Here is a 14,968-nt window from a genome sequence, read left to right as displayed (position 1 = left end):
TGCTGAGAACTCCCCGTTGTGAGTTGCGGCGTCAGGACGCCGAGAAGGGTTTGCCGAGGCAGGCGGGCGCGTCGAGCCGGCCGGTCTTCCGTCCTAGCGACATCATGGTCAGAACTGCAATCGTCGCAAGGTAGGGGGCCATCGCCAGGACCTCCGGCGCGAGCCAGGTGACGCCGGCCGCCTTGAGCTGCAATTCGAGCGTCATCACGGCGCCGAAGAGATAAGCCCCGAGCAGCAGCCGCCCCGGCTTCCAGGCCGAGAAGACGACGAGGGCGAGCGCGATCCAGCCACGGCCGGCGGTCAGGCGGTCCGCCCACATCGGGGTCAGCGCCAGCGAGAAATAGGCGCCGCCGAGCCCCGCCAGCGCACCGCCGAAGGCAACCGCGGCGTAGCGGATGGCGACGACGGGATAGCCGATCGCGTGGGCCGAGGCATCGTTCTCACCGACCGCGCGCAGGATAAGCCCCGGCCGCGTCCGGCGCAGGAACCAGCTGACGCCCGCGACAAGTGCGAGCGAGAGATAGACGAGGATGTCGTGGCCGAAGACCACGCGCAGGATCGGATGCTCCGACAGCGCTGCCGGAAACACCGGCTGGAGCCGCGTGATTGTGCGCCCGACGAAACCCGCACCGATCAGCGACGAGGCGCCGATGCCGAAGATCGTCAGCGCGAGCCCGGTCGCGACCTGATTGGCGGTGAGCGAGAGCGCGAGCGCGGCGAAGACCATCGAAGCTGCGATGCCGGCGGCCATCGCCGCGACGAGGCCGATCCCGGTGCTGCCGGTCGAGAAGGCGACGGCGAAGCCCGCGACCGCGCCGCACAGCATCATGCCCTCGACGCCGAGATTGAGCACGCCGGCCTTCTCGGCGACGAGTTCTCCCAGAGCGGCCAGCAGCAGCGGCGTCGAAGCCGCGATCAGCGTCATCAGGATGGACGCGAGCATGGTGGAGGTCATGCCGGCCTCCGCTTGAAGGCGATCCGCCAGCGCACCAGCACGTCGGTGGCGAGCAGCATGAACAGCAGCGTCGCCTGGAACAGGCCGGTCGCGGCCTGCGGCAGCCTGACGGTCGATTGCGCGATCTCGCCGCCGACATAGGTTCCCGCCAGCACGATGCCGCCGAAGACGATGCCGAGCGGTTTCAGCCGGCCGAGGAAGGCGACGATGATCGCGGTGAAGCCGTAGCCGACGGGGAATTGCGGCGTGAGCTGCCCGAACGGGCCGGCCGCCTCGAACAGCCCGGCGAGCCCGGCGAGCGCGCCGCTGATCAGCATGGTCGCCCAGGTCGTGCGCGCGGCGCTGAAGCCGCCATGGCGGGCAGCCGCCGGCGCGAGGCCGACGACCTTGATCGCATAGCCCGCGGTGGTCTTTTCCATCAGCAGCCAGGCGATGACGGCAAGCACCAGCGCGGCGGGGATGCCGAGATGGACGAGCGTCCCTTCCAGCACCGTCGGGAGGGTCTGGTCGGCGGTGAACATCCGCGTCTGCGGGAAATTGAAGCCGCCCGGGTCCTTCCAGGGGCCGCGCACGAGGAAATACAGGAACTGCACCGCGACATAGGTGAGCATCAGGCTGGTCAGGATTTCGCTGACCTGCAATTTGACGCGCAGGAAGGCGGGGATCGCGGCCCAGGCCATGCCGCCGAGGATGCCGGCCAGCACCATGGCGGGCAGGATCCACCATCCCGTCATGTCATAGGTCAGGAGGGCGACGCCGGTGCCGGCGATCGCGCCCATGACATACTGCCCCTCGGCGCCGATGTTCCAGACATTGGCGCGAAAGCCGATGGCCAGACCCAGCGCGATCATGATCAGCGGCGCGCCCTTGACGCCGATATCGCCCCAGCGCTGCGGCTCCAGGAACGGCGTCAGGAAGATGCTCTCGACCGCGTGGAAGCCGTCATAGCCCATGGCGGTGAAGACGATCATGCCGATCAGCATGGTCAGCCCGATCGCGATCAGCGGGCTCGATAGCAGCATGAGCGTGCTCGGCTCGCGGCGGCGGCGCCATTCAAGCATGGGCTGCCTCCGCGCCATGGACGCCGCCCATCATCAGGCCGATCTCGTCGATGCCGAGGCTCGCGACCGGACGCGGCGCCGAGAGCCGGCCCTCGTTGATGACGCAGAGTCGATCGGCCAACTCCAGCAATTCGTCGAGGTCCTGCGAAATCACCACCACGGCCGAGCCCTTGGCGGCGAGGTCGACGAGCTCCTGCCGGATCGCGGCGGCCGCACCGGCATCGACGCCCCAGGTCGGTTGCGAGACCACGAGCACGGCCGGCTGCTGGCCGATCTCGCGGCCCATGATGAACTTCTGCAGATTGCCGCCCGAGAGCGAGCGGGCCAGTGCCGCGTTGCCGGTGGTGCGGACGTCGAAGAGCTTGATCACGCTATCGGCGAAGCGCTTCACGCTGCCGCGGCTGATGAAGCCATGCGGCGCCAGCGGCAGGCGATGGCGCGCCGTCAGGACGCCATTGTCGGCCAGCGAGAAATCCGGCACGGCGGCATGGCCGTTGCGCTCCTCCGGGACGCAGGCGAGGCCAAGCACCCGGCGCGCGCCCGCGCCTTCCAGGCCGACCGCCTTGCCGTCGAGCCGGATCGCTTCCGCGCCGGCTGCGAGCTGTTCGCCCGAGAGCGCGGTCAGGAGTTCCGCTTGGCCGTTGCCGGCGACACCGGCGATGCCGAGGATCTCGCCGGCCCGCGCCTCGAAGGAAACGCTCTCCAGATCGGTGCCGAAAGGCGGCTCGCCTGGCAGCGACAGGCCCTTGACCTCCAGCCGCACCGCGCCGGCTCCCGCCGTCTTGCCATGCTCGATCTTGCGCAGTTCGGCTCCGATCATCAGCTCGGCCATGCGCTTGGTGGTCTCGACCTTGGGGTCGCAGGTCGCGACGACGCGCCCGCTGCGCAGGATCGTGGCGCTGTCGCAGAGCGCTTTGATCTCGTGCAGCTTGTGCGAGATGTAGAGGATCGAGCAGCCTTCCGCAGCGATCTGGCGCAGCGTCGCGAACAGGCGCTCGACCTCCTGCGGCGTCAGCACCGAGGTCGGCTCGTCCATGATCAGCAGCTTCGGCTTCTGCAGCAGGCAGCGCACGATCTCGATGCGCTGGCGCTCGCCGACCGAGAGCGTATGCACCTCGCGCTCCGGGTCGAGCGGCAGCGAATAGGATTGCAGGATCGCGGCGACCTGGCTCTTGAGCTCCTCGCGGTCGACCGCCTCGTCGAGCCCGAGCGCGATGTTCTCGATCACCGTCATCGCGTCGAACAGCGAGAAATGCTGGAAGACCATGCCGATGCCGAGCTTGCGCGCTGCCTTGGGCGAGGGGATCGCAACGGGCGAGCCATTCCAGGAGATGGTGCCTTCGTCGGCCTGCTGGACGCCGTAGATGATCTTGACCAGCGTCGACTTGCCGGCGCCGTTCTCGCCGAGCAGGGCGTGGATTTCGCCGGGCTGGACGCTCAGGCTGATGTCTTCATTGGCTTTGACACCGGGAAAGTTCTTCGAGACATGGGCGAGCGCCAGCCGCGGCGGCACCTTCTGCTCACGCGGCTGATTCATGTCGCGAATGTCTCCCTTTCGCCGGCTCCGAGCGGCCAAGCAAGCAACGCACCAGCTCGGCTGCCGTCAAGGCCGCGATTACCTCAGGGCGCTTGTCGTCCACATCCGAACCGCCGATCGGACAGGTCAGGCGCGCCAGCGTCTCGCGCCGCCCGCCGCTGCGCAGGAAGCCGGATTCGAAGCGGGCGCGCTTCGTGGCCGAGCCGATCATGCCGACATAAGCCGCATCGCCGCGGGCCAGCGCCGCCTCGGCCAATCGGTAGTCGAGCGCATGGCTGTGGGAGAGCACGACGAAGGTGGCTTTCGCCGGCGCGCTCGCGATCGCATCGACGGGATCGGCCATGCGGATGCAGGTGACCGCCGCCGGCAGCCCATTCATGACGTCGTCGCGGTCGTCGATCAGCGAAACCGAGAAGGGCAGGGGCGCCAGAGCCTGCGCCAGCGCCCGGCCGGTATGGCCAGCCCCGAAGATCAGAACCGGCGGCCGCGCCGCGGCTTCAGCCTTCTCGCGCGCCGCCATCAATGCTGCTTCTGAGACAGAACAGCGCTTGAGCAAGACGCGCACCCGCCCGCCGCAACATTGGCCCATCTGGGGCCCGAGCGGTATATCGAGCAACTGGTCCCCGGCTCCTTCGCTGAGCATGTGCCGGGCGAGGTCGATGCAGTGGAATTCGAGCTGCCCGCCGCCGATGGTTCCCGCGATGGCGTTCGGGCTGACAGCCATGCAGGCCCCGGCCTCGCGCGGCGTCGAGCCTTCCGCTGTGTCAATCTGGACGAGAACGATGCCGTCGCGCTGATGGGCTAGCAGGAAGGCGGCGAGGGTCATGATGCCGCCTCCGCCCTGACCCGCTCGACCGCATCCAGCACGCGCTCCGGCGTCGCGGGCGCATCGAGGCGTGGGCAGATGCCGTGATCGCCGACGCTCGCCACCGCATCCGACAGCGCATGCAGCACCGAGATCGCCAGCATCAAGGGCGGCTCGCCGACGGCCTTGGAGCGGTGGATCGTCGGCTCGCGGTTGGGCGCATTCTCCAGCAGATGCACATTGAAGATGCGGGGCCGGTCGGAGGCGACGGGAATCTTGTAAGTGGACGGCGCATGGGTCCAGAGCCGGCCCTTCCTGTCCCAGACCAATTCCTCCGTCGTCAGCCATCCCATGCCTTGCACGAAGCCGCCCTCGATCTGGCCCTTGTCGATCGCCGGGTTCAGCGACTGCCCGCAATCATGCAGGATATCGACACGCTCGACCTTGTATTCGCCGGTCAACGTATCGATCGCAACCTCGGCCGCCGCCGCGCCATAGGCGAAATAATAGAACGGATGGCCGCGCCCGGCCTTGCGATCCCAATGGATTTTCGGCGTGGCATAGAAGCCTGTCGCCGAAAGCTGGACGCGCGCCATATAGGCCGCTGCGATCAACTCCTTGAAGCCGATCTCGCGGGTGCCGATTTTCACGCGGCCCGGCAGGAAGGCGATCTCGTCCGCTTCGACCTGCCAGTGCTTCGCCGCGAACTCCGACAATCGCTTCTTGATGGTATCGCAGGCATCGAGAGCCGCCATGCCGTTGAGATCGGAGCCGGAGGAGGCGGCGGTGGCCGAGGTGTTCGGCACCTTGCCGGTGGTCGTCGCGGTGATCTTCACCTGATCGAGCCCGATACCGAAGGCATGCGCCACCACTTGCGCGACCTTGATGTAGAGTCCTTGTCCCATCTCGGTGCCGCCATGGTTCAATGCGACCGTGCCGTCGGTATAGACATGCACCAGCGCGCCCGCCTGGTTGAACCAGGTCGCGGTGAAGGAGATGCCGAACTTCACCGGTGTCAGCGCGATACCGCGCTTGACGATGGGGCTGGTCTTGTTGGTCTCGCGGATCGCGGCCTTGCGGGCCTGGTAGTCGCAGCGCCGTTCCAGTTCGGCGATCACTTCGCCCGCGATATTGTCCTCGACCGTCTGGTGATAGGGAGTCACGTCCCGGCCTGTGCCGCCATAGAGATTGCGCCGGCGCACCTCCAGCGGATCGAGCCCGGTCGCATAGGCGACCTCCTCGATGAAGCGCTCGGCCCCGACCATGCCTTGTGGCCCGCCGAAGCCACGGAAGGCGGTGTTCGAGCAGGTGTTGGTGAAGAGCGGCTCCGAGCGGGCGCGCACCGCCGGGTAGAAATAGCAATTGTCCATGTGAAACAGGGCGCGGTCGGTCACCGGTCCCGACAGGTCGGCGTTCCAGCCGCAGCGCGCCGCATAAACGGCATCGAGCGCATGGATGCGGCCCTCATCGTCGAAGCCGATCTCGTAATCGCAGACGAAATCGTGGCGTTTTCCCGTGATCGCCATGTCGTCGTCGCGGTCGGGCCGCAGCTTGACCGGCCGCTTCAGTTTCCGGGCCGCGATGGCCGCGACGCAGGCGAAGAGATTGGCCTGGGTCTCCTTGCCGCCGAAGCCGCCACCCATGCGCCGGACCTCGACGGTGACCGCATGCGAACCGATGCCGAGCACGGCCGCGACCATATGCTGAACCTCGCTCGGATGCTGGGTCGAGACCAGCACGGCCATGTCATCGTCCTCGCCGGGGATGGCGAGCGCGATCTGGCTTTCCAGGTAGAAATGCTCCTGGCCCCCGATCGCCATCACACCCTTCAGCCGGCGCGGACTCGCGGTCATGGTGGCCGTAATGTCACCGCGCTCCAGCTTGAGCGGCGCGGTGACGAGCCTGCCGCCGGCCTCGCGGGCGGCAGCGATATCGATCAGCGGCGCATCCTCGGCATAGTCCGCCTTCGCCAGCGCCGCGGCATGGCGCGCCTGCTCGCGCGTTTCGGCGACCACCGCAAAGAGCGGCTGGCCGTGGAACAGGACGGCATCGGTCGCAAAGACCGGCTCGTCATGCAGATGCGTCGAGGAGATGTCGTTCGCGCCGGGGACATCCGCCGCCGTCAGCACGGCGACGACGCCCGGCGCGGCGCGCACGGCATCGAGATCGAGCGAGAGCAGCCGGCCATGAGCGATCGTGCTCGTGCCGAGATAAGCGTGCAGCAGCCCCTCGGGCGCGGCGATGTCGTCGATATAGAGAGCTTCGCCCGCGACATGCTTGGGCGCGGAATCGTGGATGCGGGAGCTGCCGACCGGGCCGCTCTCCAGTCTGATGTCGAGCTTGCGACGTGCGTCAGCCATGGACGGCCTCCGCCAGCAGGCCGGCGACCCGCGTCTGCGTCTGAGCTTGCGTCGTCTCGATCAGGAAGCGGCGCAGCAGGTTGCCGGCGATCTTGAGCCGATAATGCGCCGAGGCGCGCATATCGTCGAGCGGGGTGAAATCCTGTGAGAGGGCAGCGACGGCGGCAGCGACGGCCGTTTCGTTCCAGCGTTGACCGACGAGCGCAGCTTCGGCTGCCGCCGCTCGTTTCGGGATGCCGGCCATGCCGCCATAGGCGAGGCGAGCCTCGCTGATGCGCCCGTCGCTGCCGAGCGTCAGCCGGAAGGCGCCGCAGACGGCGGAGATATCCTCGTCGAAGCGCTTCGAGACCTTGGAGGCGTGGAACAGCATGCCCTGCGCCAGCTTCGGCACCAGCACGGCCTCGGCGAATTCGCCTGGGCGCCGGTCCTGCTTGCGGTACTCGATGAAGAAGCTTTCAAGCGGGATGCTCCTGCGCGCGATCCCCGTCTCGGCGCGTCTTGCCAGCACGAGTGTTGCATCGAGCGCGATCAGAGCGGGCGGCAGGTCGCCGATCGGCGAGCCGTTGGCGATGTTGCCGCCGATCGTGCCGGCATTGCGCACCTGCTCGCCGCCGAAGCGGCGCATTAGCTCGTCGAGCTGCGGGGATAGTTCGGCCAGCGCCGTGCGGACGTCGATATGACCAGCCATCGCACCGAAGCGCAGATGATTGCCTTCGTCGGTGATCGCGCGCAGGGCCTCGACCCGCCCGAGATAGATCACGGGATCGAGGTGTCTCATCGCCTTGGTGACCCAGAGCCCGACATCGGTCGCGCCTGCGACCAGCGTCGCCTGAGGATGCACGGCGACGAGTGCGGCCAGCGCTTCGACGGTCGCGGGAGCGCAGAAGCGCCCGCCATCGCCCTGCAGAACCAGTGTCTCGTGATCGTTCAACGCTGCAAGCCTCGTTGTGACAGCCTCCCGCTCCAGCAGGAACCGATCGGCCTCGCGCGGCGCGATCTCGTCCATGCGGCGGCCGGCGGCGATGATCGGCTCGTATCCGGTGCAGCGGCAGAGATTGCCGGCAAGCGCATCCTCGATGCGGCCGATGCCCGGCTCGGCTTCGTTCAGCCGCAGCGCCAGCAGCGACATCACGAATCCCGGCGTGCAGAAGCCGCATTGCGAGCCATGACACTCGACCATCGCCTGCTGGACCGGGTGCAGGGCGCCATCCGCGCCCTTCAGATGCTCGACAGTGAGGAGCTGGCAGCCGTCCAGCGTCGGCAGGAAGCGGATGCAGGCATTGATCGCCTCGTAGCGCATCCGGCCTCGATCGAGCCGGCCGACGACGACGGTGCAGGCGCCGCAATCGCCCTCGGCGCAGCCTTCCTTGGTGCCGGTCATGCGCTGGTCGAGGCGCAGCCAGTCGAGCACCGTCAAAGTCGGGTCGCAGCGGTCGATCTCGACCAGCTTGTCGCCGAGCAGGAAGCGCAAGCTCTCACGCATCCTGCCCGCCCCATTCGCAAAGCCAATTCATGCCTCCAGATTAGGCATGATCTGCGCTTGGCCGGAAGCTTCGATTTGGTGCAGATGTGATGTGGAATTGTGCCGGAGCTGCCCGACGTGACTGCACCAACCGTCTTGCGCGCGCTACGCGGCCGCCTGCTCTGGTTCGTCGATGACCCGGAGACGGCAGGCGAGGCCGCGCATCGCTTCATCGATGACGGGCTGCTCGTCATCGAGAACGGGCTGGTCAAGGCGGCGGGTGAGGCGCGGGACTTGCTGCGGACGCTGCCGGCGGATGCCGAAATCGTCGACCACCGCCCGCATCTGATCATGCCGGGCTTCATCGACGCCCATATCCACATGCCGCAGACGCAGGTCGTCGCCTCCTACGGCGCTCAGCTCATGGAGTGGCTGAACAAATACACCTTCGTCGAGGAGCAGAAGCTGGCGCAGCAGGGCCATGCCGAGAAGCTCTCGCGCTTCTTCCTTGATGAATTGCTGGCCAATGGCACGACCACGGCGGCGGTCTACTGCTCGGTCCATCCACAGTCGGCCGAAGCGTTCTTCACTGAGTCGGAGCGCCGCAACACGCGCATGATCGCCGGCAAGGTGATGATGGACCGCAACGCGCCGGAGGCGCTGACCGACACGGCCGAGAGCAGCTATCGCGATTCGAAGGCGCTGATCGCCCGTTGGCACGGCAAGGGCCGGCAGCTCTACGCGATCACGCCGCGCTTCGCGATCACCTCGACGCCGGAGCAGATGGCGGCGGCGGGAAGGCTGGCGGCCGAGCACCCGGATTGCCATGTCCAGACCCATATCGACGAGAACCGGGCCGAGATAGCCTTCGCTCGCGAGCTTTACCCGCAGGCGACTGACTATGCCGACATCTATCGGGGTTATGGCCTGCTCGGGCCGAAGAGCTTGATGGGCCATTGCATCCACATGACCCATAACGAATGGCAGGCATTTGCCGAGATCGGCGCGGTCGCCGTGTTCTGCCCGACCTCGAACCTGTTCCTCGGCTCAGGGCTGTTCGACTGGGCCCATGCTCAGCAGCGCGGGGTGAAGGTCGCGGTCGCCACCGATATCGGCGGCGGCACCTCCTATTCGATGCTCCGGACTATGGCCGAGGCCTATAAGGTGCTGCAGCTTCAAGGGCAAAGCCTGTCGGCTTTGGGCGCCCTGCATGCGATCACGCGCGGCAATGCCGTGGCGCTCGGCCTCGATCACCTGATCGGCAGCTTCGAGCCCGGCCGCGAGGCGGATGTCGTCGTGCTCGATACGGCCGCGACGCGGGCGATGGCGCATCGCATGGAGACGGTGCGCGATCTGGTGGAAGAGCTCTTCGTGCTCGTCACGTTGGGCGACGAGCGCAATGTCGCCGCGACCTATGTGATGGGGGAATTAGCCGCCGGGGCGGCGTTCTCGGGTGGCGCTTAGCGCCATCCGTCACGGTCGGGCTTGTCCCGACCATCCGCGTCTTCGTTTTTGCAACGCGGTGTTCAAGACGTGGATGCTCGCCACAAGGGCGAGCATGACGCCGTTGAACGAGCCGAATGCTCAGCCCAGCACGCCGCCCTTGCGAGCGTAGTCGATATAGATTTCGCGCAGGCGCAGCGCGGTCGGGCCGGGCGCGCCGTTATGGATCGTGTGGCCGTCGATCGTGGTCACCGGCATGACGAGGCTGGTGGCGGAGGTGATGAAGGCCTCCTCGGCATCGAGGGCCTCTTCCAGCGTGAACTCGCGCTCCTCGAAGCTGAAGCCTGATTCCGCGAGATAGGCGAGCACGGCCTTGCGGGTGATGCCCGGCAGCACCTTGTTGGAGAGCGGGCGCGAGATCAGCGTCTTGCCCTTGACGATCCAGGCGGTGGAGGAGGCGCCCTCGGTCACTACGCCATCCTCGATGAGCCAGGCTTCCTGGGCGCCGCTTTCCAGCGCGAACTGCTTTGCGAGCACCGGGGCGAGCAGGTTGACGCTCTTGATGTCGCGGCGGGCCCAGCGCAGGTCGGGCGTCGAGACCACCTTGATGCCGGTCTTCGCGCTCGGCGCGTTCACGAAATTGCGGGCTTGGGTGAACATCACCAGCGTGGGCGCGACATCCTTCGGGAAGGGGAAGTCGCGATCGGCCGCGCCGCGCGAGACCTGCAGGTAGATGCCGCCTTCGTCGAGAGCGTTGCGCTTGATCAGCTCTTCATGGATCGCGACGAGCTCGGCCTTCGACCAGGGCAGGGCGAGCCGGATTTCGCCGCAGGAGCGCTCGAGCCGGGTGAGATGCGCCTCGCAATCGACCAGCTTGCCGCCGATCACGGCCGAAACCTCGTAGATGCCGTCGCCGAAAATGAAGCCGCGGTCGAAAACGGAGATCTTGGCCTCTTCCTCGGGAAGATAGGCGCCATTGACGTAGACGATGCGGCTCATCGATGCGGACTCGCTGATTGGAAGGGAACGCCGGACCTTCCTAGCGAAGCTTGGCTCCGCTTGCGAGCCTCAAGGCGTGGAAACGGCCCGGCGTCTGATGCAGGGCCGGCGCTCAGGCCTTCAGGCTCAGGAACCGCGTCGGGATCGCGCCGCGCAGGTTCTGCTCGAAACCGACGAGCTTCGGCGAGACCAGGTTCTTGGTCGAGTAGTGCAGCACCGGAATCCAGGGCTCCTCGCGGATGACGATGCTGTCGGCTTCCCGCAGGATCGCGGCGCGCCGGGCGATGTCGAGCTCCTCGGCCGCGAGCTTCATCAGCGCGTCGAATTGCGGGTTCCGGTACTTGCCGATGTTGAAGCCGGCATTGTCGCTCTCGAACAGGAACAGGAAGTTCTGCGGGTCGGAATAGTCGCCGATCCAGCCGTAGCGGGCGACGTCGAAATCGCCGCCATCGCGCAGATAGGCGAAATGTGTGCGGAAATCGGTCTCGACGAAGCGGGTCTCGACACCGATGGCGCGCCACTGCTCCGCTATCGCCTCAGCGGTGCGGCGGTTGTTGTCGGTGGTGTTGAAGCGGAACTCGACCTGAAGCGGCACGCTGCCGAAGCCGGCCGAGGCGAGCAGGCGCCTGGCCTCGTCCTCGCGCTCGAGCACCGAGGCATGACGGAAATCGAGCTCGGCGCGCTCGCCATAATTGCCGATATGCGGGGGGATCACGCCGTAGGCCGGCAGCATCGTGCCGCCCCAGATCCGATCGGCGATGAATTCGCGATCGATCTGGAGAGAGAGCGCTCGCCTGACGCGCTCGTCGTCGAAGGGCGGCTTGGCGCTGTTGATGATCAGGAAATAGGTCGCGAGATAGGGGCCGATCCGGACCTGATCGCCAAGCTTCTCCTTCAGGCTCTTGAACTGGTCGGCAGGAATATCCGTCGTCAGGTGCAGCTCGCCGGTCTGGAAGCGCCGCGCCGCCGCGGCGAGATCGGAGGCCGGATAGAAGATCACGGTATCGATCTTCACATCGGCGGCTGCATGGAAATGCGGGTTGCGGTCCAGCCGGATATGCGAATTCGGCGCGAACTCCCGGAGCATATAGGGGCCGTTTGTGATCCAGTTCTCCGGCCGCCCAGGCTCCTGCGCCGCCTTGGCTGCGCTGGCCGCGTGGACGGGTAGGGCGCTCTGATGGGTCAGCAGTTCGAGGAGATAAGGCGTTGGCCGCTCCAGCACGATCTCCAGCGTGCCTTCGTCCGGCGCGCTGACGCCGAGCGTTTCGAGCGAGGAGCCGGCGGCCGCCTTGTGGATCGCCTCGGCATTGCGGATCGGGAAGAGCAGGTTGGCGTATTTCGCGCCGGTCTCGGGATTGACGATGCGCCGGAAGGAATAGACGAAATCCGACGCCCTGACCGGGTCGCCATTCGACCATTTCGCATTGCCGCGCAGCTTGAAACGCCAGCTCCTGCCGTCCGGGCTCATCGTCCAGCTCTCGGCGACGCCGGGTGCGACCTCGCCCTTCATATCGTGGATGACGAGGCCCTCGCGCAGGTCGCGCAGCAGATGGGCTTCCGCGACGGTCGAGGTCTTGTGCGGATCGAGCGTCTCGGGGTCGCCGTCATTGCCGCGATGGAAGACGATGCGGCCCTGGGCAGCAGCAGCGCGTGTCGCGGCCAGGATGGCGGCGAAGGCCAAGGGGGCGTGGCGGCGCGTGACGTCGAGCATGGCAACCTCCCTCAGCCGGGCGTCGTTGCGAGCGATGCCCGACTTGAAGGGAAGTAGACCCTGTCGCGTTGAGTCTGCCAAGCGCGAAAACGACGGCAGGGCCGTGGTTTTCGCGCCTCGATTGTCAGGAGCTGGCTACAGGCTCACTTGCTGGCGGCCGCGGCCGCGCTTTCCTGCGCCTCGACCACCGCGACGGCGGTCATGTTGACCACGCCGCGCGCCGTCACCGAGCCGGTGAGGATATGCGCGGGCTTCGCCGTGCCGATCAGGATCGGGCCGACGGGGAGCGCGTCGGCCATCACCTTGGCGAACTGGTAGGAGATATTGGCGGCGTCGAGATTGGGGAAGATCAGGATGTTCGCTACGTCCTTCAGCGTCGAGGAGGGCAGGACGCGCTCGCGGATCAGCGGGACGAGAGCGGTATCGGCCTCCATCTCGCCGTCGCATTCGAGGTGCGGTGCCCGCTCGCGGATCAGCTTCAGCGCCTTGCGCATCTTGAGCGAGGAGGGCGTGTCGGCCGCGCCGAAATCCGAGTGCGAGAGCAGGGCGATCTTCGGGTCGATGCCGAAGCGCTGGACATGATCAGCCGCGAGCACGGTCATGTCGGCGATCTCTTCCGCCGTCGGATCGTGCTTCACATGGGTGTCCGACAGGAAGAAGGCGCCCTTGTTGGTGATGATCAGCGTCATCGCCGCGATGTCGCACACGCCCGGCGCCATGCCGATGATGTCCTTGATATGCCGCAGCCGCGACATGAACCGGCCTTCGAGGCCGGAGATCATCGCATCCGCCTCGCCGCGGGCGACGGCGAGCGCTGCGATCACGGTGTTGTTGGTGCGCACCAGCGCGCGGGCGGCTTCCGGCGTGATGCCGCGCCGGCCGGCGATGTCGAGATAGCTCTGGACGTAGTCGCGGTAGCGCGGGTCATCCTCGGGGTTGACCACCTCGAAATCGACGCCGGGCTTGAGCGTCAGGCCGAAGCGCTGGATGCGCGTCTCGATCACGCTCGGACGGCCGATCAGGATCGGGATCGCAAGCCCTTCCTCCAGCGCGACCTGGGCGGCGCGCAGCACGCGCTCGTCCTCGCCCTCGGCGTAGATGACGCGCTTCGGGTCGGCCTTGGCCTTCTGGAACAGCGGCTTCATCAGGAAGCCGGAGCGGAAGACGAAGCGCGAGAGCTGCTCGCGATAGGCCTCGATGTCGACCAGCGGCTTGCGGGCGACGCCTGTCACCATCGCGGCCTCGGCGACGGCTGGGGCGATGCGCATGATCAGGCGCGGATCGAACGGGTTCGGGATCAGCGAGTTCGCGCCGAAGGTCGAGGCCTCGCCGCCATAGGCGCGGGCCGCAATGTCGGAGGTCGCCTCGCGGGCGAGCGAGGCGATGGCGCGCACGGCGGCGAGCTTCATGGCCTCGTTGATCGTCGTCGCCTGCACGTCGAGCGCGCCGCGGAAGATATAGGGGAAGCAGAGGACGTTGTTGACCTGGTTCGGATAGTCCGAGCGACCGGTGCAGATCATCGCGTCGGGGCGCACGGCGAGCGCGTCCTCCGGCGTGATCTCGGGGTTGGGATTGGCAAGCGCCAGGATCAGCGGCCTCTGTGCCATCTGCTTGGCCATCTCGGGCTTGAGCACGCCCGCTGCGGAGAGGCCGAGGAAGATGTCGGCGCCGCCGATGACATCGCTGAGCGTCCGCGCATCGGTCTCCTGCGCATAGACCTCCTTCCAGCGGTCCATCAGCGTGTTGCGGCCCTTGTAGACCACGCCGTCGATATCGGTGACCCAGATGTTCTGGCGACTGGCGCCGAGTTCGACCAGCAGATTGGTGCAGGCGAGTGCAGCTGCGCCCGCACCGGAGACGACGATCTTGACGTCGGCGATCTTCTTGCCCGCGAGGTCGAGCCCGTTCAGGACGGCGGCGCCGACGATGATCGCCGTGCCGTGCTGGTCGTCATGGAAGACCGGGATCTTCATCCGGGCCTTGAGCTGCTCCTCGATCTCGAAGCACTCCGGACCCTTGATGTCCTCGAGGTTGATGCCGCCGAAAGTCGGCTCCAGCGCGGCGACGACCTCGACGAATTTCTCGATGTTCTTCTGCTCGACCTCGATGTCGAAGCAGTCGATCCCGGCGAATTTCTTGAAGAGGACCGCCTTGCCCTCCATCACCGGTTTCGACGCCAGCGGGCCGATATCGCCGAGGCCGAGCACGGCCGTGCCATTGGTGATGACGGCGACGAGGTTCTGGCGCGAGGTCAGCTCGGCCGCCTCGGAGGGATCGTCGACGATCGCCTCGCAGGCGGCCGCGACGCCGGGGGAATAGGCGAGCGCGAGGTCGCGCTGGTTGCCGAGCGGCTTGGTCGCCTGGATCTCGAGCTTACCGGGCCGGGGCTGGCGGTGATAGACGAGCGCGCCCGAGCGCAGATCGGTGGAGAGCGTGCTTTTCATCGGTGGCGACCCCAGCATCCGGAGCAAGGGAGGTCGCGCGGAAACGCGGCGGCGTCAAGCCTTGGAATGCCCCTAATCCGCAAAGCACCTGGTGCGATGGGAGTCGTATTCTCGCTCAACCGATTGAAATTGAATCAGTCTGTGAAGAGCCTGAAGCGCCGTCGCAGCCGGCGCTTCCAAGCGATTCATCC

General features: G+C 66.8%; 10 protein-coding genes. 1 reads left to right on the top strand and 9 read right to left on the bottom strand.

Going from position 1 to position 14,968, the window contains the following annotated elements; genetic code table 11:
* Positions 1 to 31: 31 nt before the first annotated feature.
* The 6 genes from NUV79_RS19495 to xdhA are packed head-to-tail and all read right to left on the bottom strand — an operon-like array spanning position 32 to position 8,201.
* Positions 32 to 943 (bottom strand): ABC transporter permease, encoded by a 912-nt coding sequence (locus NUV79_RS19495; RefSeq protein WP_374679301.1) that lies wholly within the window; start codon positions 941 to 943, stop codon positions 32 to 34.
* An 8-nt stretch (positions 944 to 951) separates the two neighbouring features.
* The gene (locus tag NUV79_RS19490) at positions 952 to 2,016 is read right to left on the bottom strand and encodes an ABC transporter permease (protein WP_257734724.1); all 1,065 of its coding nucleotides are present in this window, start codon (positions 2,014 to 2,016) and stop codon (positions 952 to 954) included.
* On the bottom strand, positions 2,009 to 3,553 hold the full coding sequence (locus tag NUV79_RS19485; RefSeq protein WP_257734723.1) for an ABC transporter ATP-binding protein: 1,545 nt from the start codon (positions 3,551 to 3,553) through the stop codon (positions 2,009 to 2,011). The genes NUV79_RS19490 and NUV79_RS19485 overlap by 8 nt, the downstream gene beginning before the upstream one ends.
* On the bottom strand, positions 3,537 to 4,379 hold the full coding sequence (gene xdhC / locus NUV79_RS19480) for a xanthine dehydrogenase accessory protein XdhC (RefSeq protein ID WP_257734722.1): 843 nt from the start codon (positions 4,377 to 4,379) through the stop codon (positions 3,537 to 3,539). Before xdhC ends, NUV79_RS19485 begins: the two co-directional genes overlap by 17 nt.
* On the bottom strand, positions 4,376 to 6,718 hold the full coding sequence (xdhB, locus tag NUV79_RS19475) for a xanthine dehydrogenase molybdopterin binding subunit (RefSeq protein WP_257734721.1): 2,343 nt from the start codon (positions 6,716 to 6,718) through the stop codon (positions 4,376 to 4,378). The genes xdhC and xdhB overlap by 4 nt, the downstream gene beginning before the upstream one ends.
* Positions 6,711 to 8,201 (bottom strand): xanthine dehydrogenase small subunit, encoded by a 1,491-nt coding sequence (xdhA, locus tag NUV79_RS19470; protein WP_257734720.1) that lies wholly within the window; start codon positions 8,199 to 8,201, stop codon positions 6,711 to 6,713. The genes xdhB and xdhA overlap by 8 nt, the downstream gene beginning before the upstream one ends.
* Positions 8,202 to 8,318: 117 nt before the next feature.
* Here xdhA and guaD point away from each other — a divergent pair, with 117 nt between their 5' ends.
* A complete protein-coding gene (gene guaD, locus NUV79_RS19465) occupies positions 8,319 to 9,644 on the top strand; it encodes a guanine deaminase (RefSeq protein WP_257734719.1) in 1,326 nt (441 codons plus the stop codon).
* A gap of 120 nt (positions 9,645 to 9,764) precedes the next feature.
* Here the strand turns inward: guaD and NUV79_RS19460 are convergent, their stop codons facing one another.
* The 3 genes from NUV79_RS19460 to NUV79_RS19450 form a co-directional block, all read right to left on the bottom strand.
* Positions 9,765 to 10,622, bottom strand: a complete 858-nt coding sequence (locus tag NUV79_RS19460) for a D-amino-acid transaminase (RefSeq protein WP_257734718.1) — start codon at positions 10,620 to 10,622, stop codon at positions 9,765 to 9,767.
* Between the two features lie 112 nt (positions 10,623 to 10,734).
* Positions 10,735 to 12,333, bottom strand: coding sequence for a peptide ABC transporter substrate-binding protein (locus NUV79_RS19455; RefSeq protein WP_257734717.1), 1,599 nt, complete (start codon positions 12,331 to 12,333; stop codon positions 10,735 to 10,737).
* Positions 12,334 to 12,476: 143 nt separating this feature from the next.
* Positions 12,477 to 14,777, bottom strand: coding sequence for an NADP-dependent malic enzyme (locus NUV79_RS19450; protein WP_257734716.1), 2,301 nt, complete (start codon positions 14,775 to 14,777; stop codon positions 12,477 to 12,479).
* Between the last annotated feature and the right edge of the window lie 191 nt (positions 14,778 to 14,968).

Origin of the sequence: Allobosea sp. 47.2.35 (assembly GCF_024655635.1) — a bacterium.
In the GTDB taxonomy this organism is placed as follows: Bacteria; Pseudomonadota; Alphaproteobacteria; order Rhizobiales; family Beijerinckiaceae; genus Allobosea.
Note: the sequence above shows the minus strand (reverse complement) of the source record. Positions and strands in the feature narration are given on the sequence as shown.

Excerpts from the sequence above, each read along its gene's own strand:
- NUV79_RS19495 (WP_374679301.1), bottom strand. The coding sequence starts at position 943 with ATGCTCGCGTCCATCCTGATGACGCTGATCGCGGCTTCGACGCCGCTG.
- NUV79_RS19490 (WP_257734724.1), bottom strand. The coding sequence starts at position 2,016 with ATGCTTGAATGGCGCCGCCGCCGCGAGCCGAGCACGCTCATGCTGCTA.
- NUV79_RS19485 (WP_257734723.1), bottom strand. The coding sequence starts at position 3,553 with ATGAATCAGCCGCGTGAGCAGAAGGTGCCGCCGCGGCTGGCGCTCGCC.
- xdhC (WP_257734722.1), bottom strand. The coding sequence starts at position 4,379 with ATGACCCTCGCCGCCTTCCTGCTAGCCCATCAGCGCGACGGCATCGTT.
- xdhB (WP_257734721.1), bottom strand. The coding sequence starts at position 6,718 with ATGGCTGACGCACGTCGCAAGCTCGACATCAGACTGGAGAGCGGCCCG.
- xdhA (WP_257734720.1), bottom strand. The coding sequence starts at position 8,201 with ATGCGTGAGAGCTTGCGCTTCCTGCTCGGCGACAAGCTGGTCGAGATC.
- NUV79_RS19460 (WP_257734718.1), bottom strand. The coding sequence starts at position 10,622 with ATGAGCCGCATCGTCTACGTCAATGGCGCCTATCTTCCCGAGGAAGAG.
- NUV79_RS19455 (WP_257734717.1), bottom strand. The coding sequence starts at position 12,333 with ATGCTCGACGTCACGCGCCGCCACGCCCCCTTGGCCTTCGCCGCCATC.
- NUV79_RS19450 (WP_257734716.1), bottom strand. The coding sequence starts at position 14,777 with ATGAAAAGCACGCTCTCCACCGATCTGCGCTCGGGCGCGCTCGTCTAT.